This is a genomic window from Candidatus Binatia bacterium (assembly GCA_036382395.1).
Classification (GTDB): Bacteria; Desulfobacterota; Binatia; order HRBIN30; family HRBIN30; genus JAGDMS01.
Genome location: DASVHW010000327.1, coordinates 1 through 20,735, shown reverse-complemented (window position 1 = coordinate 20,735; position 20,735 = coordinate 1). Strand labels below are relative to the sequence as shown.

Here is a 20,735-nt window from a genome sequence, read left to right as displayed (position 1 = left end):
GCGTCTGGGACGAAGCGATCGACTTTCTGGGGTACACCATCGGGCGCTGTTACTCGCCGAAGACCGGCAAGGTGTATATTGGAACCAAGCCGTCGAAGAAGACGATCGAACGACTGTGTCGCGAGATCAGCGAGCTGACCGAGCCGCGATGGCTGCTCATCGACACCGAGAAGCAAGTAGGGCGAATCAACCGCCGGTTATGGGGATGGTCGAACTACTTCCGCTTGGGGCCTGTGAGCAACGCCTATCGTGCCGTGGATCGACATACGGCTAGTAGGCTGCGCCGGTGGTTGCGCCGGAAGCACAAGGTGCAGGGGCGGGGGACGGCACGCTACCCCGATGCGTACTTGTACCAGAAGCTGAAGCTCGTTCGGCTTCAGGAGCGGACGCGCAATTTCGCGTGGGCGCAAGCGTGAGCACCTGTCCGAAAGCCGGATGCGGGAAAACCGCACGTCCGGTTTGATGAGCGGGATGTGGAAACGGAGCACGGCTGAAATGCTGGGACACTCGCAGACGAAAGAGCGAGCAACAGGGAATCCAAACCTCGGCCTAACCCACCGCGCCACATCTCGACTCTACTGCACCACAGCCCAGGGTTGGCGCGCTGCGCGCCTACCCTGGGAGAGAATCGCCAAAACCTCCTACCCCAAAGGGGTTGCGCTCTGGTCGCCGCAACATGACGTGCGAGAATCGGCGACTGGCCGGCGCTACGTAACCCTGTCAGGGTAGAGCCGTCTGGCCCTTCTCTCCCAGGGTAGCCGCTGATGCGGCAAGGGTCACTGACCCAACCCTGGGCTGTGATACGGAACGCCTTCGGCGTATTCGGAACGCCTTCGGCGTATTCGGAACGCCTAACACCCACGCTATCGAGATCGCCTGAAGCCTGCAGTAGGAGCGACTGGTAGACCCCCTTCTCGCGACCGCGAGTTTCGAGATTCCCCACATTCATAACGCACACCCAGGGCTGGCCTGGCCACCCTGTCCACACGATTTTGTTTGACAGCCGCACTTGAACTGAGCCATGGTTCACGGGGATTCCTCAGTAACAGCGTCCACGACGTGGGGAAGACCTATACGTAGAGCACGGGTTCACCGGATAATGGAAACGGCACGACGTTCACCAGCTTCCTGGCGAGCCTGAACGGCGGCAGCGGCTTTGCCGGGGCGAATGACTGGCGGCTGCCGACGCTGGCGGAGCTGCAGACGACGGTGGTGGGCTTCACGTGCACGGGAACCGGAGAAGGACCCAGATGCATCTGCGGGTTGACCCCGTGTATCGATGGGACATTCGGTCCCACGCAGTTCAACGACTACTGGTCCGCTACGAGTTACGTTCCCTATTATCCGGGCTACGCGTGGCTCGTGTACTTCGGCGATGGCAGCGTCGACATCGGCAGCGAGTCGTTCAACTTCTACGTCCGAGCCGTACGCGGCAGCTTGTGATCGATCATTTGGTCATTCGTCACTTCGACCATTTGTTTCTTCTTTTTGTTCCTTCTTTGTTTTTGGGGAGGGCGTGAGCCCTCCTCAAAGAAATTTTTCCCAGCGGGCTGATGGCGCAGACCGAACACCTGCCGGTCCTTCGATACGCGCTACGCTACTCAGGACAGGTCTACAAGCGAGCGTCCCCTCGATACGGCCCGCGGCCTCGGGCAATCGGCCGCCGCTCACCCTGAGTAGAGAGCGCAAGCGAGCGTATCGAAGGGTCGGGCAGGACCTGCGGGACGGCTCGCGGCGGGTGCTGCGGCTGGTGGTGCGCGCCAATACGCGGCGGCATAAGACGCCGGTGCTGCTCGCGCTGCGTGAAGAGGTCGAGGAGCTGAAAGTGCTGCTGCGGCTGTGTCATGACGCGAAGGCGTTTGGAGGAATAGCCCGGTTTACCGGGCTTGCTATTTCTCAGCCCGGTGCTTGAGCGCCGGGCGGTGGTTGGGTTCGACGGAGCGACCGCCGAGGGCTGAAGCCCGCGGCTGAGTGAAAGAAAGGCCTTCGGCGGCCGACCGGAAGCGACTTCCGGTCTTCAAGAGGCATGCGGCCGGCGGTTTGATGTCTTCTTCCCTGCAGGACGGCCGTTCGGCGGATGGCCGAAGGCCGCTGCACTTGCAGTGACGCTTCTCGGCCGCCTGCCGAGCGCACTGTCCGGCAAGATGATTCCATCCACAGATGGCGCAGATGCCTGTAGAGAGCGCAGACTGGCCCGCGCCAAGACGCCAAGACGGTCTACCCGCTCGACCTGAGATGCCCAACCGGCGAAGACGCCGGCTTGGAGAGGCCATGGACCATTCTCACGCCCGGTACCACCGCTCGGGGCATCGCCCCATAAGCGCTAACTTGAGACCTCAACCGGATGATTCCCTAAGGTCTGGTGGCGACAGGCCTCTGTGCCTGTCGCCGGTTGGATGGTCCAGTCGACCCTGGATGCCGCATCCAGAGGTCTATGTTTACGGCACCCGTGGAAACGATGGCCCGATCTGCGGGGCTACCCGTGGCGGGGCGTTCGCGAGTGATCCACCGCGGCAGGCACGGAGGCCTGCCGCCACTGGTCCTGGGGCAACGCCTTGGGCGACGGAGACGGCGCATGTTTATGGGCAGATTGTGACCAGCCCCGCGGGACTGGTGTGTTGGGCCAATGAACCCCCTCTTTGCCAAGGGACTGTCGATTTTCTCCAAGTAGCGCCCCTCGATACGCGGCCAATCCCTCGATACGCGGCCAAACGAAGGCCGCAACTCGGGATGATCGGGAAAGAAGGCGGCTCGGTACAGAGACCCCCGATGAGGGCGCCCCCGAGCGCACGCCAGCACACCGGCCTACCCATACGTGTCGCGTTTCGGTAGGAACGGGTGACCATGCGCGCTTTGGACCGCGTGCAAGTCCGCCAGTTCCAGCGCCGGCTCCTACGCTGGTACGCACGCCACGGTCGCGATCTGCCGTGGCGGCACAGGCGCGACCCGTACCGGATTCTCGTCTCCGAAGTGATGTTGCAGCGAACGCAAGTGGAGAGAGTGCGCGACTACTATCCGCGTTTTCTGCGCCAGTACCCGACCATTGAAGCGCTCGCCCGCTCTTCGGAATTTCAGGTGCGGGAAGCGTGAGGACGCAGTCTGCCGCTCTCAGGCATTGAGGCGCTCCCATTCCCTTCGCAGGACTGAGTACACCAGCCGGTCGACGACGCGGCCATCAGCGACGCGGACCCGCGGAATGATGCGCTCACGCGCCATGCCGAGCTTCTCCATGGTCCGATATGAGCGACGATTCTCCACATTGCACACCGCCTGAATGCGGCGCATCCCCATTTCCTTGAAGCCGTACCACAGCAAGAGCTTGCCGGCCTCGACATTGAACCCCTGTCCCCAGTAGGAGCGCGCCAGGGTGTAACCGATCTCCCCTATGCCCCAAAGCCGGCTGATGATGCGGATGTCGACAACGCCGATGACCCGTGCTTCGGATACGTACTCGACCGCAAACGTAATCGGGCCCCAATCGTCGGAGAGGCAGCGCTTGATGTAGGCCATGCTCTCGAAGGGCGTCCGGTGTGGCTGCCAGCCGGCGTGGCGCGTCACCACGGGATCAGAGGCGTAGGTGAAGACATCGTCAATGTCCTCGGGAAGGAAATTGCGCAGTCGAAGCCGCTCGCCACGCACCTCCCTACTTGCCATCATGCGGCATCCCTCACGCTGGCCCCGGGCGACATCGACCTCTAAATGTAGCCCTCCTGGGCCAGATATTCCGCCGTCAGCACCGCGCCTTTCGCCGCCCCCATCTTGGTGTTGTGCGAAACCAGCACGTACTTGATGCCGCGCTCCAGCGCCCGCTCCTCGCGGATGCGGCCCACACTCGTGGTCATGCCGCCGTCAGCATCACGGTCCAAGCGCGGCTGGGGGCGGAAGGGGTCATCATGCACCGTGATCAGGCGCTGCGGTGCAGAGGGCAACGCCAGGCGCAGCAACTCGCCGCCAAATTCGCGGAATGCCGCTGTCACCTGCTCCGGTGTGCACGCGGTCGCGGTAGAGATCGCCACCGCTTCGGTGTGGCCTTCAATCACCGCCGCGCGCGTACAAGTCGCGCCGACCGGAAAGCCGGCCGGTATCACACCGCCGTCACCGAGCACGCCGAGGATCTTGGCCGTCTCCCTGGCTACCTTCTCTTCCTCGCTCGGAATGTAGGGGATGATGTTGTCGACGATATCCAGGGCTGCCACGCCGGGCGATCTCCCCGCCCCAGAGATGCCCTGCATAGAGGTCATCAGCACGCGCTCGATCCCAAAGCGATCGAGCAACGGCTTGAGCGTGATCACCAGGCCCATGGTCGTGCAGTTCGGCAAAGGGGCGATGAACCCGCGCCAGTGGCGGCGCTGGCGCTGCATATCAATCTGCGCCGCATGCGCCAGGTTCACCCCCGGCACCAGGATCGGGACATCTTCTTCGTAGCGGAAGGCCGAAGCCGTGCTCAGGACCGGGGTGGTCTTGGCGTAGCGCGGCTCCAGTTCACGGGCAACGTCAGATTCCACCGCACTGAACACCACGTCGATGCCGTCGAGATTCAACCCGGCGGCATTCTCCACCGGCAGCGTCATGACTGCCGCCGGCGGTTCTTCGTTGCACCACCATCGTCGGACACCGGTCTTGTCATCGCGCAGGGCGGCCGCATACGACTTCCCGGCCGAACGTTCCGAGGCCGCCAGCATGACCGTTTCAAACCAAGGGTGCCGATCGAGCGCCACCAGGCATTGCTGCCCCGCGATGCCCGTGGCGCCAACGACCGCAACTCGCTTTTTCATCGTGTCATCGAAACCTTTCGCCCCTCCCTAATAGCCGAAAACGGCAGCGGATTGTCAACTCCGATTCCACAGATGTAACGAAAGCGGAAGGCCGCCAGGCGCAGGCGACGCCTTCTTTCACACCCCACCCGTCCGCCAAGCGACCGGGCATCCGTCAATCCGAACACCGGCGAACACCGGCCACCGTTGGAATGCCCGAAGGCGCTGCGGCGATTTCTTGGTGACAAGCGCTTCGTTTTTCATTAGCATGCGGCCCCGTGTTTCCAATTGCACGCGACAACCTAACTCTGGGGGGGAGCCGACGCATGGAGAAATTTCGAGACGAGGAGATGGCGGATTTCACCGCAATCTACGTCCGGCGCGCGCTCGAGCCGCGGCTGCAAGGCCACGGCAAGATCGACGTGCGCAAGACCGGACCCTTGGGATTCACCATCGTGCATCGCTACACGAGCGAGTGGAACGGCCGCGAGGTGGCGCTTCCGGTGGCGCAGCTGCGCTCCAAGGGACCGAAGCTCCAGCTCTATTGGAAGCGCGCCAACGGACGTTGGGTACCGTACGAGGCTGGGGAGGAGCAGCCCTTCGTCGGGAGCCTCGAGGCCTGCGTGAAAGAAATCGATCATGATCGCTGGGGATGCTTTTGGGGCTAACGTGGGAGCTTCAATGACGCCACAAGGGGCCACACTGTGAGCCACATCAAGTTCGGTTTGTATCTGCCCCAAGTAGGGGTACCGTTCGCGGTCATCAAGGAGCGGGTCCAGCTGGCCGATCGCCTCGGCTTTCACTCGGCGTGGTTCGTCGACCACATGTGGAGCCGCGGCCTGCCGGATCTCGACCACCTCGAAGCCTGGACCCTGATGTCGGCCATCGCCGCCGTCACCGAGCGGATCGGCATCGGCACGCTGGTGCTGTGCAATTCGTACCGATCACCTGCGTTGCTGGCCAAGATGGCCGCGAGCCTCGATAACGTGAGCAACGGCCGCTTGCTGCTGGGTTTGGGCGCCGGTTGGATGGAGGAAGAATACCGCGCCTACGGCTATCCGTTCCCCTCGCCTCGTGTACGCATCGAGCAATTGGATGAAGCGCTCTGCCTCATCAAACTGTTACTGACGCAACCCCGCGCCAGCTTTCAGGGCAAGTACTACGCCGTCGACGACGCCGTCAACAACCCGAAGCCAGTTCAGAAACCCCATCCGCCGATCTTGATCGGTGGCGCCGGCGAGAAGCGCCTGCTGCGGGTGGTGGCGGAACACGCTGACATCTGGAACTGCCCCAACAACGTCGCGCACCTGCTGCCACAGAAGCTCGAGGTCCTCAAGCGACATTGCGACGCCATCGGACGTGACCCGCAGACCATTGAGGTATCGGAGCAAGGCGTCATGATCCTTGGCCGCAACGAGAAAGACCTGCGCAGCAAGACGCAGTTCGCCAAGCGGGCGCTCGGCGCGGTTTTCGACATCGACAAGACGGCACTGCGCGGCACCCCGGATCAACTGATCGAGGCCATCCAGAACCGCAGCCGCCAGGGCGTCACTCTGTTCACCACGCTGTTCGGCGATTTGAATCAGCCCGAGACGCTCGAACTCTTCGCCAGCAAGGTGGCGCCGGCTTTTGCCTGACGCTATCGCCAAGTACCGCTAGCGCTCCAGCACGACGTGATCCTCGGCACAAAAGATCGGTGAATTTGCCAGGTCGAGGAAGCGCCGCTCGTCTTCGAGCAGGGCACGGCCAGCTTCGGCGCCGGCCTCCGTTTGCATGCGCCGCAGCAGCTCGTCGCTATCGAACCACAGCTCCGCCACGCCGTCGAACGGCTCCGGCGCTCCGCGTGCCGCCACCGCGCCTTGTGCCACTGGGTGGTCGATGGTGTGGGCTTGCACGTAGCGCCGAAGGCCGAGCGCCGCAGCGTGCGATCTCACCAGCGGGGCATGACGTTCGCGCCAGTAGCGCTGAAACTCCGCGCGCGACAGCTGCGGCAAGCGACGCAAGCAAAAGATCAGGTGGATCATCGTTTCTCCTTCCGCGCGCCTCAACTCTATATCCGGCGCGGTGCGCGACTCAAGCGAAGGTGGCGTGCCACTGAGCCATTGAGCATTTGACCTCCGCGCCGCATACGCTAAAAGGGCCTTCGTAGTTCGGTCCGGCAAGAGGAGAGCCATGTATATTCCAGGTGAAGACATTTACGGCAGCCGCGAGCACCAGGCCTTTCGCGAGATGGTCCGCAAGTTCGTGCAGACCGAGCTCGCACCGCGGGCGCGCGAATTCGACAAGCTGGGGAAAATCGACAAGTCGCTCTACCGCAAGATGGGAGATCTCGGGGTGCTCGGCATCCGCTACGATCCCCAGTACGGCGGCCAGGGGCTCGACTACTCCTTCCACGCCGTTTTCCTCGAGGAACTCGCACTCTGCGACAACGCCGGCGTGACCATGGGAATCTCCGTGCATACCGACATGGCCACGCCAGCACTGCACCGTTTCGGCACTGAGGAATTGAAGCAGAAGTACCTCGTACCGGCTATCCGTGGTGAGCAAGTCTCCGCCGTGGCCGTAACCGAACCCGGCGCCGGCTCCGACGTCGCCCGCATTCGCACCCGCGCCGTGCGTGACGGTGATTACTGGGTCATCAATGGCTCCAAGATGTACATCACCAACGCCGCCACCGCCGACTGGCTCTGCCTGCTGGCGGTCACCGACCCCGACGGCGGTTATGGCGGCTTCAGTCAGATCATCGTTCCGACCGACTCGCCCGGATTCAGCTACGAGCTGCTCGACAAGATCGGCAACAAGGGCTCGGATACCGGGCTGCTGTACTTCGACGACGTGCGCGTACCGGTGTCCAACACCATCGGCGACGCACAGCGTGGTTTCCAGCAGCAGATGATGCAGTTCCAGGACGAACGCATGGTGCCGGTGGTGACGGCGCCGGTGGGGGCACGCCACCTCTGGGAAGCCACCCTCAAGCACTGCCAGGAGCGCATTGCCTTCGGCAAGCCGCTCTCGAAGATGCAGGTCAATCAGCACAAGTTCGTCGATATGATGATCCAGATCACCGCGGCGCAGGAGATGGCCTACCGCTGCATACGCCAAATGGTGCGCAACGAGGACGCCACCATGGACATCTCCATGGCCAAGGTGTTCTGCACCGCCATGCAACAGTACGTCGCCACCACCTGCGTCCAGCTCTTCGGCGGCGCCGGCTATTGCTGGGAGAACCCGGCCGCCCGCGCCTTCGTCGACGCCCGCCTGGTCAGCATCGGCGGCGGCGCCGACGAGGTGATGAAGCAGGTCATCGCCAAGATGCTGCAGATTTGAGAAGAAGCGGTCAGCTGTCAGCGATCAGCCGTCAGCTTCGGAACCCGAAGAAATCATGGGTTGCATAATGATTGAAGTTAAACTCTACGCGGAGCGTAACCCGAAGCTGAGGGCTGCAAGCTGACGGCTGAAAGCTGTCTTTATGGAAGTTCTCTCCACCCGCATCGATCTTCGCTCGGAAGCGTACCGCGTCAATTACGACGGCATGTCCGAGAAGCTGCGCTACCTCAACGAGCAGCTCGCACTGGCGCGCGCCGGCGGCGGTGAGAAGTACGTCAAACGGCACCGTGATCGCGGCAAACTCATGGTGCGCGAGCGCATCGAGTTGTTGCTCGATCGCGACTCGCCGTTCCTCGAACTGTCGCCGCTGGCTGCCTGGGGCACCGAGTACGCCCTTGGGGGCAGCATCGTCACCGGAGTCGGCGTGGTGAGTGGCGTCGAATGCGTCGTTTTCGGCAATGATCCCACCGTCAAGGGCGGCGCCACCAATCCCATCACCCTGGCGAAGGGCTTCCGCGCCATGGAGATCTCCGAGAAGAACCGCCTGCCGCTCATCAACCTCACCGAATCAGCCGGCGCCGACCTGCCCGAACAAGCGAAGATCTTCGTGCCGGGCGGGCGCAACTTCCGCGAGCTCACACAGCGCTCGGCCGAACGCATCCCCACCGTCTGCCTGGTCTTCGGCAGCTCAACCGCGGGCGGTGCCTACGTACCCGGCATGTCCGACTACGTCGTCATGGTGAAGGGCCGTGCCAAGGTCTTTCTCGGCGGCCCGCCGCTGGTGAAGATGGCCACCAACGAGGACGCCGACGAGGAAACGCTCGGTGGCGCCGAGATGCACAGCCGCATCTCGGGTGTCTCCGATTACCTGGCGGAGAACGAGGTGGACGCCATTCGTATCGGCCGCGACATCATGGCCCACTTGAACTGGCGCAAGCTCGGGCAGGCGAAGATGCGGGCACCCGAGGAACCCACGTATGATCCCGACGAGCTGCTCGGCATCGGCTCGATCGACATCCGCAAGCCGTTCGAGGTGCGCGAGGTCATCGCCCGCATCGTCGACGGCTCGCGCTTCGAAGAGTTCAAGCCGCTCTACGGACCGACGCTGGTGACCGGCTGGGCTCATCTCCACGGCTACCCGATCGGCATCCTCGGCAACAACGGCATCCTGTTCTCGGAGTCTTCGGAGAAAGCGGCGCAGTTCATTCAGCTGTGCAACAAGATCGACGTGCCGCTGCTGTTTCTGCAGAACATCACCGGCTACATGGTGGGCACGCAGTACGAACAGGGCGGCATCATCAAAGACGGCGCCAAGATGATCAATGCGGTCTCCAACTCCACCGTGCCGATGTTCACGGTCATGATCGGCAGCTCCTACGGCGCCGGCAACTACGGCATGTGCGGCCGCGCCTACGATCCGCGCTTTCTGTTCACCTGGCCCAACCACAAGATCGCCGTCATGGGGCCCGAGCAACTCGCCGGCGTCATGTCGATCGTGCGCCGCGGCGCCGCCGAGCGTGCCGGGCAGCCGTACAACGAGGAGGAAGACCGGGCCGTACGCCAGATGGTGGAAGAGCGCATCGAGCAGGAATCCAACGCCTTCTACGCCACCGGTCACATCTGGGACGACGGGGTCATCGATCCGCGTGACACCCGCACGGTACTGGGCATGGCACTGAGCGCCGCCTTCAATAATGTTGTCAAAGGCGCCGACAGCTTCGGCGTCTTCCGGATGTAAGCGATCGCAAGTTCACCTCAGTCAACGCAGAGAGAGCGCGCACATGCTCAATGCCAGTGAGTTCAAACGTGGCGGTCGGATCGACCTCGACGGCGACCCGTACGTCGTCATGGACGTACACTTCCAGTCGCCCTCGGCGCGCGGCGCCAGCACCTTGGTCAAGGTGAAGGTGCGCAACTTGCGCACCGGCAACGTGTTCGATCGCACCTTCAAAACAAGCGACAAGGTGCCGGAGGCGCAGCTGGAGCTCCGGGCGGTGCAGTATCTGTACGCCGATGACGACGGCTATCACTTCATGGACTCTGAATCGTTCGAGCAGTTCGCCTTGCGCGCCGACACGCTGGGCGACGACGCCGGCTATCTCATCGAGGGCCTCAGTGGCATCCGCTCGGTGGTCTTCAACGACGCCGTAATGAACATCGAGTTGCCACAGTCGGTCGTCCTGCGCATCCGCGACACCGACCCGCCATTCAAGGGCGCGTCGGCGCAGGCACAAACCAAGCCGGCCACGCTCGAAACCGGCCTGGTCATCCAGGTGCCGGCGTACCTGGAGCCCGGCGACGCCGTGCAAGTGGACACCCGCGAAGCCCGCTTCATCGCGCGCGCCAAATCGTAGCGGGGCATCTCCCCCGGCGGCCAGGCCTCACCCGAGCGCAAGCTGTCGACCTGCAGCTCAAATCGCGCTAGAAGCGGCTCCGCGCATCTGCAGCGCACAGAACGAACGACGCCATGAAAACCTTCCGCAAGATCCTCATCGCCAACCGCGGCGAAATCGCCTCCCGCATCATCCGCACCTGCCGTGAGATGGGTATCGGCACAGCCGCCATCTATTCGGACCCGGATCGCAACGCCCCGTTCGTGCGCCAGGCGGACGAGGCGGTGTACATCGGCCCGCCACTCAGCAGCGCTTCCTTCCTCGCCATCGAAAAGATCATCGATACCGCCCGGCAGGTTGGCGCCGACGCCGTGCACCCAGGGTACGGCTTTCTCGCCGAGAACGCCGACTTCGCGCAGGCGTGCGCCGATGCGGGACTGACGTTCATCGGCCCCACGCCCGAGGCCATCCGGCGCATGGGCAGCAAGATCGAGGCAAAGAAGATCATGACCGCGGCCGGGGTGCCGGTAATTCCCGGCTTCAGTGCCCAAGGCCTTTCGGATCACGATATCGAAGCGAAGGCGCGCGAAGTCGGCTATCCGATCCTGATCAAGGCGTCGGCTGGCGGCGGTGGCAAGGGCATGCGTGTGGTCCAAGAAGGATCCAAGCTCTCCGCCGCGCTGGCCGCCGCCCGCCGCGAGGCCAAGAACGCCTTCGGCGACGACACCCTGCTGATCGAGCGCTACTTCCAAGCGCCGCGCCACATCGAGATCCAGATTTTGGGTGACGCGCAGGGCAACCTGATCCACTGCGGCGAACGCGAGTGCTCGATTCAGCGCCGCTACCAGAAGATCATCGAGGAGGCGCCCTCCCCTGCCCTCAACCAAGAGCGCCGCGCGCACATGGGCGCCGCAGCCCTGGCCGCCGGCCACGCCATCGGCTACCGCAACGCCGGCACGGTCGAATTCGTCGTCGATCAAGAAGGCAAGTTCTACTTCCTCGAAGTGAACACACGCCTCCAAGTGGAGCACCCGGTGACGGAAGCCATCACCGGCCTGGACCTGGTGCGGCTGCAAATCCAAATTGCTCGAGGAGAACCGTTGCCACTGCGCCAGGACGATCTGGCGTGGCGCGGCCACGCCATCGAGGCCCGCATTTATGCCGAGGATCCGTCCAGCGACTTCCTACCCTCAACGGGAACGCTCATCTCCTGGAAGGAGTCGCCCGCCGCAGGTGTCCGCTACGACAGTGGCGTCGCCTCCGGTTCGGAGGTAACGATCCATTACGATCCGATGCTGGCCAAGGTCATCGCGCATGCGCCGACGCGCGTCGAGGCGGCACAGCGGCTGGCAAAGGCGCTGTCCGAAATGACCGTGTTCGGTGTGCGCACCAATCTGCATCTCCTCACCCAGGTGCTGCACCACCCCGAGTTCCTCTCCGGCAATTTGGACACGCACTTCATCGGCAAGCACATCCCGCTCGACCGGCACCCGACACCTGCCCAGCGGGAAGCGGACCGGCTCCACGCCATCGCCACGGCGCTCTGGCTGCAGGAGCAGCGCCGGGCGCAAGCACCGGTCTGGCGCAGCCTGCCCTCGGGCTGGCGCAACAACCCCAGCCAGATGCAGGAGATCGCGTTCACCAGCGGCGACGCGACCATCCGCGTTTTGTACCGCGCTCACACGCGTGATGACATCGATGTTGAGGTTGATGGCGCCTCGCACCGAGCCGCCTTGCTCGAGTGCGGCGACTCCCACGTCGCCATCGCGCTCGACGGGGTGCGCCGCACGTGCACTATGGCGACGCGACAGGACGTGCACTACGCCCACAGCCCGCGCGGCACCTCCGAGCTGCACGAAGTGCCGCGTTTTCCTCCACCAGTGCGCGAAGAGGTTCACGGCGGATGCCGAGCCCCAATGCCCGGAAAGATCCTCGCCGTACACGCCGCGCCTGGCCAAACCGTGAAGAAGGGTGAGACGCTGGTGATCCTCGAGGCTATGAAGATGGAGCACGACGTCAGTGCGCCGCACGACGGCGTGGTGCGTGAAGTCGCCTGCGAAGTCGGGCAGCAAGTCGATGCCGGGACGGTATTGGTCACCTTGGAAGAGTTGGCGGCGACGTGAAGTCCACAGAGGCGATTCCCGATCCTGAACGTCTGATTCCCTGCCTCGTGTTTCCCATTCTCGTTATTGGAGCATCCATATGACCGACCTCGTACTCTACGACCTCCGCCACGACGCGGCCTGGATCACCCTCAACCAGCCGGAGAAGCGCAACGCCCTGAGTGATATCCTCGTCGAGGGCGTACGGGCGCACCTCCAGAACGCCATCGCCGACGACCACGTCCGGGTGATCGTACTCACCGGTGCGGGCGCCGCCTTTTGCGCCGGTGCGGACCTCAAAAGCGGCGGCGTGAGTGCAGGCGGCGCATCGGCTGAAAACCCATTTGTGGGAGTTCTGAAGGCCATCTGGGAATGTCCGAAACCGGTGATCGGACGCATCAACGGCCACGCTTTCGGCGGCGGTATTGGTCTCGCCGCCGCGTGCGACGTCACCGTGGCTGCCGACTCCGCCATGTTCAGTTTCAGCGAGGTGCGCGTCGGCGTCATCCCCGCCATGATCTCGGTCCTGGTCATTCCCAAGCTCGGCATCCACAACACGATGTGGCTGTTCCTGACCGGAGAGCGTTTCTCGGCGCAACGAGCGGTCGAGCTGGGGCTCATCCATCGTGCCGTGCCGGCATCCGACCTCGACCGCGCCGTCGATGACGTCATCGGCATGATCCGTCTCGGCGGCCCCAACGCCGTTCGAGAGGCCAAACAACTGGTGCGCCGCATTCCCGAGCTGTCGATGGAGGAAGGGTTCCGCTACACTAGCAAGAAGATCGGCGAACTGTTCGCCTCGGAGGAAGCGGCCGAAGGCATGCGGGCGTTCATCGAGAAACGCAAGCCACGCTGGGCGGAATGAAGAAGTAATCAGCGGTCACCTCTCAGCTCTGACATCTACGCGACGCTGACCGCTGATCGCTGACAGCTGAGGAGCACTCATGCACAACGACATTCTACGCATCGCTAACTGCAGCGGGTTTTACGGCGACCGGCTGAGTGCGGCCCGGGAGATGGTCGAGGGTGGACCGATCGACGTCCTCACCGGCGACTATCTGGCCGAGCTGACGATGATGATCCTGTTCAAGGATCGCATGAAGAATCCCGAGGCGGGTTTCGCCCGCACCTTCCTGCGGCAGATGGAACAGGTGCTCGGCACGTGCGTGGACCGCGGCATCAAGGTGGTCGCCAACGCCGGCGGCTTGAACCCCGCCGGACTGGCCGCCGAGATGGAGAAACTCGTTGCCAAGCTCGGCATCAAAGCCAGGATCGCCTACATCGACGGCGACAATCTGTTGCCGAGTATCCCTGCCCTGCTCGAACGCGGCGTTGAGCTCCGGCACTTGGACAAAGACATTCCGCTCACCTCGCTGAAGTCGCAAGTTGTTACAGCCAATGCCTACCTGGGAGCATGGGGCATCGTCGAAGCGTTGCGGCGCGGAGCGGACGTGGTGATCTGCCCGCGGGTCACCGATGCCGCGCTGACGCTGGGGCCGGCAGCTTGGAAGTTCGATTGGGCACGGACCGATTGGGACCGCCTGGCGGGGGGCATCGTTGCGGGACACATCATCGAGTGCGGCGCGCAGTGCACCGGCGGCAACTACTCCTTCTTCAAGGAGGTTCCGGATATCGCCCACATTGGCTTCCCGATTGCCGAGATGCATCGTGACGGCACGTTCGTCATCACCAAGCATCCGGGAACAGGCGGTCTGGTGTCCGTCGGAACAGTCACGGCGCAGCTCCTCTACGAAATCCAGGGGCCGCGCTATTTGAATCCCGACGTCATCACACGCTTCGACTCGATCCGCTTGCAGCAGGAAGGTTCCGACCGCGTACGGGTCTCGGGCATCCAAGGCGAACCGCCGCCGCCCACGACCAAGGTCTGTATCAATTACCTCGGCGGCTACAAGAACTCGGCGACGTTTGTGCTGACCGGCCTGGACATCGAGGAGAAGGCGCGCCTGGCTGAGGACACTTTCTGGCAGCTGGTCGGTGGCAAGGAGCAGTTCGCTGAGGTCAGCGTTCGCCTGCTGCGTTCCGACCGCCCGGATCCGCAATCCAACGATGATGCCTTTGCGCACCTGCGCGTGACGGTGAAGGACCCGGATGCCAACCGCGTCGGACGGGCCTTCAGCAATAAGGGCGTCGAAATGGCCTTAGCGAACTATCCCGGCTTCTTCGCCACCGCACCCCCGGGCGATGCCTCACCCTACGGCGTTTACTGGCCCGCGGTCGTCCCTTCGGAGTTGGTCGAGCACCGCGTCGTGATCGGCGGGGAAACGGTTTCCATTCCACCGGTGGAGCAACGCTCCGGAACTCATGAAGCGCAGGTTGCTCCTGTCGAAACTCCGCCGCCGCCGGTGGGGCCGACCGAACGCCTGCCGCTCGGCACCATCTGCGGCGCGCGCTCGGGAGACAAGGGTGGCAACGCCAACGTTGGTGTCTGGGTCAGGAATTCGGCCGCCTACGCCTGGCTCGAACAGTACCTGACCGTCGCCCGCTTCCAGCAGCTCATTCCGGAGTCCGCACAGCTGACCGTCCAGCGCTACCCGCTCCCGAACTTGCTCAGTGTCAACTTCATCGTCAACGGGCTTCTGGGTGACGGCGTCGCCGCCTCGACGCGCAGCGATCCGCAGGCAAAGAGTCTGGGCGAGTATCTGCGTGCCAAGGCGGTCGACATCCCGCGAGCGCTGTTGGCGGGTTGAGCACCCTCGTGCCTCCGTTGACGCGCCCGTTTCCAACCCCTATCCTCACTCCGAGGTATCAGCTGAATGTTGCGCTATTTCTGCGATCGCTGTGAGACCGAGGTCGAGACCCAGCAGGAACTCACCACTTTCACCAGCGAGGTGGAAGACGGCGCGTTGTCATCGTGGCGCGGCCGGCGCGATCTGTGCCAGAAGTGCCTAGAGGAAGCGAAGGAACTGTTCACCAAGTTTTTCACCAAGCCGGGGGTGACGCGGCGTCGCACGGCGTGAAGACGTGGGCGGCGCGGCGCCGGGCCTGCCCATGCGCCCGAGCGTTGCACCTTTTCACGCGCCGTGCCATTCATAGCGAAGTAGATGGATTTACCTTCCATCATTCCAGTGTTTCCGTTGCCCAACGTGGTGCTGTTCCCGGGCGTGCCCTTGCCGCTCCACGTCTTCGAACCCCGCTACCGGGATCTCGTGCGCGACGCCTCCGCCGGCCACGAGATCATCGGCATGGCACTGCTGCGTGGAAATTGGCAACAGCGCTACGACCAGAACCCCGACATCTTCGAGACCGGTTGCGCCGGCAAGATCCTCAATCTCGAGTCCCTGCCGGGCGGCAAGTTCAACATCGTCCTCCACGGCGTCCGCGAGTTCAGCATCGAACGCCACATCTTCGACCGATCGTACCGCCAAGCCGAGGTGCGCTGGCGTGTCGGCGGCCAGCGTAGTATCGACGGCGCCTGTCGTACGCGGCTGATCAACGTGCTCAGCGGCTATCTCCGAATGCAGCCGGACACCCCGGCACACCGCCTGTTGCACGACCAGACGTTGTCGGACGATCTGCTGGTGAATTTCTTTTCCTACGCCCTGGAGATTGCGCCGCTCGAAAAGCAGGGCCTGCTCGAAGCCGGCACGCTGCCTGATCGCGCCGAGCGGCTGCGCGAAATCCTCGAGTTTCATCTGGAAGAGTCACGCCACGGGCCCAGACCGCCGGGCCCCGACCGCTGCCACTGAACCATACGGACGACTCTCGCTCTGCCAGCCGAAACCGCCTTGTGGACTCGACTTTACGCAGGCGCTATAGAAACAGAAGTAGCCAATTTGAATTACGCATGGGTTAGCGACAGGCCGCGCGCGGCAATGGCCGGCCATGCGCAAGGGGAGACGGTCATGGCAAAGACGTTCAAGGACCTGATGGATGAAGCCCGACAGCAAGTGCCGGAATGGACCATCGATCAGGTCAGGGAACATCTCGGCAACGGGGACGATTACCTGCTGCTAGACGTGCGTGAAAAGGACGAGTTTCGCGAAGGGCATCTGTCTGGAGCCGTCTCGGTCCCGCGCGGGTATCTGGAACTTCGCATTGAGCAAACCGTTCCGGACAAGGGCAAGCCCATCATCGCCTATTGCGCTGGCGGCACGCGCTCGCTGCTGGCCGCAAAACAGCTCAAAGACATGGGCTATCAGCACATCATCTCCATGGCCGGCGGCTACGGCGCCTGGAAAGGCGCCGGGTATCCGTGGAAGCAGGACCGCCAGTTCACGGCCGAACAACTGAACCGCTACAGTCGGCATTTCCTGCTCTCGGAGGTCGGTGAGGAGGGGCAGGCGAAATTGCTGGACGCCAAGGTGTTGCTGGTTGGTGCCGGAGGTTTGGGGTCGCCAACCGCCTTCTACCTGGCGGCCGCGGGCGTCGGCACACTCGGCCTGGTCGACCACGACGTCGTCGACCTGAGCAACCTGCAGCGGCAGATCCTTCACACCAATGACCGGATTGGCATGCCGAAAGTCGAGTCTGCACGTCTGACCCTGAACGCACTGAACCCCGACGTCAAGGTCATCGGCTACCAGCAGCGTCTGAGTTCCGAAAACATCATGGGCCTCATCCAGGACTACGACATCATCGTGGACGGTTGCGACAACTTCCCGACCCGCTACCTGGTCAACGACGCCTGCGTCATGACCGGCAAGCCGAATGTGCACGGCAGCATCTTTCAGTTCGAAGGCCAGGCTTCGGTCTTTTATCCCGGAAAGGGTCCATGCTACCGCTGCCTCTTCCCCGAGCCACCGCCTCCCGGGGCAGCACCGAGCTGTGCTGAAGCCGGCGTGCTCGGCGTCCTGCCTGGCCTGGTCGGCTGCGTGCAAGCCCTCGAGACGATCAAACTCATTCTCGGCGTGGGCAAGCCGCTGATCGGCCGCATGGTGTACTTCGACACGCTCAACATGGAACTGCGCATCCATAAGCTGCGCAAGGATCCGAACTGCCCGGTCTGCGGTCCGCATCCAACCGTGACCACATTGATCGATTATGAAGAGTTCTGCGGCCTGCGTACCGTGCCGAACAGCCCAACCCACGCCCAGACACGTCAGGCCGCTTCGTAAGGCGGGAAGGTACGCGGAGCTGATGGGCGACGCGGCATCTGCTGTCGACATGCGTGAGAAGCCCCTGCGCGAGGAGTGCGGCGTTTTCGGCGTCTTCGGCGCCGCCGACGCGGCCCGGCTGACCTATCTCGGCCTGTACGCGCTGCAGCACCGCGGCCAGGAATCTTCGGGCATGGTCGTCGGCAACGGCAACAGCTGGAAGCGGCATGTCGGCATGGGATGGGTTGACCAGGTCTACGATCACACCGTCCTCGATGGCTTGCCGGGCAACATTGCCATCGGCCACAACCGCTATTCGACCAGCGGCAGCTCGACGCTACCGAACGCCCAGCCAATTCTCTTTGGCGAAGGACCCGCAACGCTCGCCTTGTGTCACAATGGCACTCTACTCAACGTCGCCGAGTTGGCACCTGGATTACCCGCCGGAACATCTGATACCCGTGCCCTGGGACAGGCACTGGCGGCCATTCCTTCGGGAGCCGATTGGATTGCGCGGGTTGCGGCGACGCTCGGCGGGGTCCGCGGAGCGTATTCGATGCTGCTCGTTCACGGCCGCGCGCTCTATGCCGCCCGTGATCCGTATGGATTTCGTCCGCTGGCCCTCGGCCGGCGCGACAGCGGCTGGGTGGTGGCGTCGGAATCCTGTGCTTTCGATCTCGTCGGCGCCCGATTCGAGCGTGAGGTGGACCCGGGCGAGCTGATCATCATCGATGACGGGGGCTGGCGTAGCGAGCGCATCGGGCATGCGATCCCGGCGCCGTGTGTGTTCGAATGGATCTACTTTTCGCGCCCCGACAGCACGGTGTTCGGGCGTAGCGTCGGCGAGATGCGCATCCAGCTCGGGCGCCAACTGGCACGCGAAGCGCCGGCCGCAGGGGACTGTGTCGTTTCGGTTCCGGACTCGGGAAACTTTGCCGCCCTTGGTTTTGCACAGGAATCCGGAATTCCGCTGGCGCACGGTCTGATTCGGAACCACTATGTCGGTCGCACGTTCATTGAGCCGTTGCAGGCGACGCGCGATTTCAACGCGCGCGTCAAGTACAACGTCTATCCGCCGCAGGTCCGTGACCGCCGCGTCGTGCTGGTAGACGACTCGCTGGTGCGTGGCACCACCTTCCATGCCTTGGCCCACACCTTGCGCGCCGCCGGCGCGCGCGAGGTGCACGCGCGCATCGCGGCGCCACCGCTGCGCCATGGTTGTTTTTTCGGCGTCGATATTCCTGACCGGACCGCGCTCATCGCCGCCGGGCGCAGTGAAGCCCAGATTGCCGAAGCCGTCGGCGTTGACAGTGTGCGCTACCTCTCGCTGGAAGGCGTAATGGCGGCAACCCGCCCGGCGACGCGCATGTGCCACGGCTGCTTTTCGGGCCGCTATCCCGTCGCGGTGGGCGATGCCCCCGTTGATTCGGAAAGTGCTTTGGTTCACGATACCGCCATCGGTTGAACCAGGTGAAGGCTGGGTGAGGCAGGTCGTCGGGTGAGGGAAGACGCGTGAAGCAGATCATTGTCCACCAAGAGAAATGCACCGCCTGCCGCGAGTGCGAGTTGGCCTGTTCCTTTTCACACGAAAGCGTCTTCAATCCCGCGCTGTCACGCATTCGCGTCAACGACTTCTACGAGGAGCAATTCTATCTGCCGATGACCTGCGTGCACTGCGCCGACGCCCCGTGCGCCACGGTGTGTCCGACCGTAGCCATCGCCAAGGAACCTGACGGCCAGATCCTGGTGCACGAGGAGCGCTGCATCGGCTGCAAGATGTGCCTGCTCGCCTGTCCGTTCGGCGTCATGGGTTTTCAGCCACGCACCGGCGTCGCGCAGAATTGCGACCTGTGCCGCGGCACCGCCGACGGACCCCAATGCGTCGCCTTCTGCGTGCCTCGAGCGCTGGAATACGCCGAGGTCGAAACGGCAGCGACGGCACAGCAGAAAATCTACGCCGCCACCATCCAGAAATCGCTCTTGGCGCAGTCCGGGCAGCCGGCTCACTAGAATCTTTCCTGTGTTCTCCCGCCCCAGCGGCTATGGAAGCGCCCTACGTTCTGATCGGTAACAGCGCCGCCACGCTGGCCGCGATCGATGCGATCCGCAGATACGACCGCCACGGCCGCATCATCCTCGTCAGCCGTGAGCGCGGGCCAGCCTATTCGCGCGTGGCCCTGCCCTACTACGTCGCCGGTGAGATGTCGCTGGAGGACCTGCTCATCCGCCAACCGGTGGACTACGAGCGCCAGGGGGTCGAACTCGTGGACGGCGCCGTCGCCACCGGCATCGACGCCGGAGCGGCTGAGGTCCTGCTCTCCGACGGGCGCCGGGCTCGCTACCAGAAGCTCCTGATCGGCACCGGTTCGACGTGCGTTGCACCGCCCATCCGCGGCCTTGATACGATCACCCCGCACTACCTCTGGACCCTGGATGACGCCAAGGGCATGAAGGCCGCCGCCGAGAAGGCGCACACGGCCATGGTCATCGGCGGTGGGTTCATCGGCATGCTGGCGGCGGAAGCGCTGCGCAAGTTGAACATCCGACTGACCATCGTCGAGATGACGCCGCTGCTGCTGCCGCAGCTTCTCGATGCCGAGGGCGGAAAGCGCTTCGGCAAAGCCGTGCAGGATGCCGGCGTCACCCTTCGCCTCGGATCGCGCGTCGAGTCCGTGGCGCAGAAGAACGGGCAGGTGGAAGCTACCTTGTCCGATGGCGGCACAGTGGTCGCGGACATGGTAGTGGTGGCAGCCGGCGTCAAGCCGAACCTGAGCTGTGTGACCAACGGGCCGTGCGCCATCAACAAAGGCATCCTCGTCGACGAGCACCTCAGCACCGACTGCGCCGGCATCTACGCCGCCGGCGACGTTGCCGAGGTGAAGGACTTTTTGTCCGATGAGCGGATTATTCCTGCGATCTGGCCAACCGCAGTTGATCAAGGACGTGTTGCCGGCGCCTGCATGGCCGGCGCCAAGGTCTCGCACCCAGGCAGCCTCAGCATGAACGTGGTCGAGCTGTTCAATGTCACGCTGGCCGAGTTGGGACGTTTTCGTGAGGGCCCGACCGACGACGTCAAACTCCTTGGCGGCCGGCATGCAAGTTTGTACCGCAAGGTCGTCGTCGATCGTGACGGCGGCATCGTCGGGGCCATGTATCTCGGTGACG

The 20,735-nt window shown here is 63.5% G+C and carries 21 protein-coding genes; 18 read left to right on the top strand and 3 right to left on the bottom strand.

What is annotated here, in order from left to right:
• From VF515_15575 to VF515_15560, 4 genes are all read left to right on the top strand, one after another.
• Positions 1-416 (top strand): group II intron maturase-specific domain-containing protein (locus VF515_15575; protein ID HEX7409050.1); only part of this gene is annotated, 416 nt, incomplete at its 5' end.
• A 712-nt stretch (positions 417-1,128) separates the two neighbouring features.
• Positions 1,129-1,443: a DUF1566 domain-containing protein gene (locus VF515_15570; protein ID HEX7409049.1), complete on the top strand. Its 315-nt coding sequence runs from the start codon at positions 1,129-1,131 to the stop codon at positions 1,441-1,443.
• 295 nt (positions 1,444-1,738) lie between these two features.
• Complete coding sequence (locus VF515_15565) at positions 1,739-1,912, top strand: hypothetical protein (GenBank protein HEX7409048.1); 174 nt, start codon at positions 1,739-1,741, stop codon at positions 1,910-1,912.
• A gap of 932 nt (positions 1,913-2,844) precedes the next feature.
• The gene (locus VF515_15560) at positions 2,845-3,090 is read left to right on the top strand and encodes a hypothetical protein (protein ID HEX7409047.1); all 246 of its coding nucleotides are present in this window, start codon (positions 2,845-2,847) and stop codon (positions 3,088-3,090) included.
• A gap of 18 nt (positions 3,091-3,108) precedes the next feature.
• On the opposite strand, the gene VF515_15555 is transcribed toward VF515_15560, so the two are convergent.
• Complete coding sequence (locus tag VF515_15555) at positions 3,109-3,657, bottom strand: GNAT family protein (GenBank protein HEX7409046.1); 549 nt, start codon at positions 3,655-3,657, stop codon at positions 3,109-3,111.
• Positions 3,658-3,695: 38 nt separating this feature from the next.
• A complete protein-coding gene (gene asd, locus VF515_15550; protein ID HEX7409045.1) occupies positions 3,696-4,775 on the bottom strand; it encodes an aspartate-semialdehyde dehydrogenase in 1,080 nt (359 codons plus the stop codon).
• A gap of 305 nt (positions 4,776-5,080) precedes the next feature.
• On the opposite strand from asd, the gene VF515_15545 reads away from it, so the two are divergent.
• Positions 5,081-5,422: a DUF3024 domain-containing protein gene (locus tag VF515_15545; GenBank protein HEX7409044.1), complete on the top strand. Its 342-nt coding sequence runs from the start codon at positions 5,081-5,083 to the stop codon at positions 5,420-5,422.
• 36 nt (positions 5,423-5,458) lie between these two features.
• The gene (locus tag VF515_15540) at positions 5,459-6,391 is read left to right on the top strand and encodes a TIGR03560 family F420-dependent LLM class oxidoreductase (protein HEX7409043.1); all 933 of its coding nucleotides are present in this window, start codon (positions 5,459-5,461) and stop codon (positions 6,389-6,391) included.
• A gap of 18 nt (positions 6,392-6,409) precedes the next feature.
• On the opposite strand, the gene VF515_15535 is transcribed toward VF515_15540, so the two are convergent.
• The gene (locus VF515_15535; GenBank protein HEX7409042.1) at positions 6,410-6,778 is read right to left on the bottom strand and encodes an EthD domain-containing protein; all 369 of its coding nucleotides are present in this window, start codon (positions 6,776-6,778) and stop codon (positions 6,410-6,412) included.
• Between the two features lie 148 nt (positions 6,779-6,926).
• On the opposite strand from VF515_15535, the gene VF515_15530 reads away from it, so the two are divergent.
• The 12 genes from VF515_15530 to VF515_15475 form a co-directional block, all read left to right on the top strand.
• Positions 6,927-8,081: an acyl-CoA dehydrogenase family protein gene (locus VF515_15530; GenBank protein HEX7409041.1), complete on the top strand. Its 1,155-nt coding sequence runs from the start codon at positions 6,927-6,929 to the stop codon at positions 8,079-8,081.
• A gap of 142 nt (positions 8,082-8,223) precedes the next feature.
• Positions 8,224-9,819, top strand: coding sequence for a carboxyl transferase domain-containing protein (locus tag VF515_15525; protein HEX7409040.1), 1,596 nt, complete (start codon positions 8,224-8,226; stop codon positions 9,817-9,819).
• 43 nt (positions 9,820-9,862) lie between these two features.
• Positions 9,863-10,435: an elongation factor P gene (efp, locus tag VF515_15520; GenBank protein ID HEX7409039.1), complete on the top strand. Its 573-nt coding sequence runs from the start codon at positions 9,863-9,865 to the stop codon at positions 10,433-10,435.
• Between the two features lie 113 nt (positions 10,436-10,548).
• The gene (locus VF515_15515) at positions 10,549-12,537 is read left to right on the top strand and encodes an acetyl-CoA carboxylase biotin carboxylase subunit (GenBank protein ID HEX7409038.1); all 1,989 of its coding nucleotides are present in this window, start codon (positions 10,549-10,551) and stop codon (positions 12,535-12,537) included.
• A 79-nt stretch (positions 12,538-12,616) separates the two neighbouring features.
• Positions 12,617-13,381 (top strand): enoyl-CoA hydratase-related protein, encoded by a 765-nt coding sequence (locus VF515_15510; GenBank protein ID HEX7409037.1) that lies wholly within the window; start codon positions 12,617-12,619, stop codon positions 13,379-13,381.
• 79 nt (positions 13,382-13,460) lie between these two features.
• Positions 13,461-15,224 carry an acyclic terpene utilization AtuA family protein gene (locus tag VF515_15505; protein HEX7409036.1) on the top strand — a complete coding sequence of 588 codons (1,764 nt, stop codon included), beginning with the start codon at positions 13,461-13,463 and terminating at the stop codon, positions 15,222-15,224.
• A 66-nt stretch (positions 15,225-15,290) separates the two neighbouring features.
• Positions 15,291-15,494: a hypothetical protein gene (locus tag VF515_15500; GenBank protein HEX7409035.1), complete on the top strand. Its 204-nt coding sequence runs from the start codon at positions 15,291-15,293 to the stop codon at positions 15,492-15,494.
• Positions 15,495-15,578: 84 nt separating this feature from the next.
• On the top strand, positions 15,579-16,223 hold the full coding sequence (locus tag VF515_15495) for an LON peptidase substrate-binding domain-containing protein (GenBank protein HEX7409034.1): 645 nt from the start codon (positions 15,579-15,581) through the stop codon (positions 16,221-16,223).
• 156 nt (positions 16,224-16,379) lie between these two features.
• On the top strand, positions 16,380-17,591 hold the full coding sequence (gene moeB, locus VF515_15490) for a molybdopterin-synthase adenylyltransferase MoeB (GenBank protein HEX7409033.1): 1,212 nt from the start codon (positions 16,380-16,382) through the stop codon (positions 17,589-17,591).
• A 22-nt stretch (positions 17,592-17,613) separates the two neighbouring features.
• On the top strand, positions 17,614-19,035 hold the full coding sequence (purF, locus tag VF515_15485) for an amidophosphoribosyltransferase (protein ID HEX7409032.1): 1,422 nt from the start codon (positions 17,614-17,616) through the stop codon (positions 19,033-19,035).
• A 47-nt stretch (positions 19,036-19,082) separates the two neighbouring features.
• Positions 19,083-19,580 carry a 4Fe-4S dicluster domain-containing protein gene (locus tag VF515_15480; GenBank protein ID HEX7409031.1) on the top strand — a complete coding sequence of 166 codons (498 nt, stop codon included), beginning with the start codon at positions 19,083-19,085 and terminating at the stop codon, positions 19,578-19,580.
• A 32-nt stretch (positions 19,581-19,612) separates the two neighbouring features.
• Positions 19,613-20,735 (top strand): FAD-dependent oxidoreductase (locus tag VF515_15475; protein ID HEX7409030.1); only part of this gene is annotated, 1,123 nt, incomplete at its 3' end.